Here is a 1685-nt window from a genome sequence, read left to right as displayed (position 1 = left end):
TTGAACTGCTCCCTGTCAAGTGGACAATCAAATAATAAAAGATTTAAGCTACGGCCTTGTTCCTCATTTCAAGAGGGGCAAGGCCGTTGTTGCGCTCTTGAAACCGTTCATGATTGTAAAAATAAATGTAGGAGTCGATGTCGTCTACTAATTCCTCGAAGGTCTTATAAGTCTTCAAGTCATAGCACTCGGTCTTAAAGTGCCCAAAGAAACTCTCGATTGGCGCATTGTCAATGCACTTACCAACCCGTGACATGGATCTGGTCAATTGAAGTTGGTTGGTCACCATACGGTATTCTCTGGAGGTATACTGGGAACCTCGGTCACTATGGAGCAGCGGTCTGGCACCTGGATTAGCCGCCATCGCCTTTCGCAGGTTCTCCATCACGAGGGGATTGTCGTTGTGCCGGCTAATATGGTAGGCGACAATTGAGCCGTCATAGAGGTCCTTAATGGCACTCAAATAAGCCTTACAGCCTAAACCATATGGCAAGAAAGTCACATCGGTACACCACTTCTGATTCGGTGCATCAGCTATAAATTCTCGATTGAGCAGGTTCTCTTCAATGTTGACAAAACTGCTCTTGGTACAGTAAGCACGAGACCTGCGGATAACTGATGATATCCCGAGGATGCGCATCAAACGACGGATACGTTTCTTGTTGTAGTTGGTTCCTAGCTGACGATTGACGAACCGTGTCATCCGGCGGTAGCCTAGAATCCCCTTATACTTGGCATGGAGTTCCTTGATGGTTGCCATCAGGGCTTGATTGGTTGTTTCTGAAGCGGTCTCTTGGTGCTTGAGCCACTTGTAGTAGCCTGAACGGGATACGCCTAAGAGCCGACAAAGGGAGTTGATGAAACAGTCCTCGTGTTCATCAGCGTAGTCCTTGATGGCTTGAAAGGTTTCCAGATGGCGCCCCTGTCTCACCGTCGGCTTCGCCGTCTGATTTCTTCCAACTTTTTTAGCAATCCGTTCTCCATTTCAAGGTAACGATTGCGTTCTTCCAACTGTTTGATTTTAAGTTGGAGCTCTTCCTCTGGCGTGAGATTTGGCTTGGTTTCAAGCCCTTTCCCACGGCGGTCCAGAAGTCCTTGACTGCCATCCTTTTCAAACTTCCGAACCCAAGAATAGACCTGTTGGTAGGAGACATTATATTTCGCAATTGCTGCCTGATAATTCTTATCGTGAGCAATCGTGAAATTGACAATCTCAACACGTTCTTCAAAAGTGGTTTTACGGCCTTGTTTCATGCGACTTAGTCCTTTACTAGTAGCTGTTAATGGTTTACCACTAGTATACTGTTTTATCCACCTTCTGAGAACACTTGAATCCGAGATGTGATAGGTTTGCACAATCTGACGTTGACTCCCCCTGCCTTCTAGATAATCTCGAACAGCTTGTTCCTTTAACTCAAGGCTATAAGCCTTCCAATGGCAACTTTCCTTAAGTCCATCTACACCATCTTGTTTATACCTGCGAACCCATTCTCGCAGGGTAGTATTAGTGATACCAAACTGTTTGACCAAGCTACTTATTGATTGGTGATGAGTCAAATAAAGATTAACAACTTCTAATTTTTCCTCTACTGATTTCGGACTTCTTTTGGACATATGAAAACTCCCTCTATAGTTTCTAGTGAATTTTTGTTTTTTCACTGTCCACTATAGGGGGAGTATATCAC

At 44.8% G+C, this 1685-nt stretch carries 1 protein-coding gene; it reads right to left on the bottom strand.

The features are described from left to right. Positions 1-43 precede the first annotated feature (43 nt). Positions 44-1614, bottom strand: a protein-coding gene (locus tag ACFORF_RS03020) for an IS3 family transposase (protein WP_380425370.1) whose coding sequence is annotated in 2 segments (ribosomal slippage) — positions 44-957 and positions 957-1614 — 1572 coding nt in all. Because the reading frame shifts where the segments join, the coding sequence is not laid out codon by codon here. Positions 1615-1685 lie beyond the last annotated feature (71 nt).

This window comes from Streptococcus caprae (genome assembly GCF_042649745.1).
Classification (GTDB): Bacteria; Bacillota; Bacilli; order Lactobacillales; family Streptococcaceae; genus Streptococcus; species Streptococcus caprae.
This window is presented reverse-complemented; position numbering and strand designations above follow the sequence as displayed.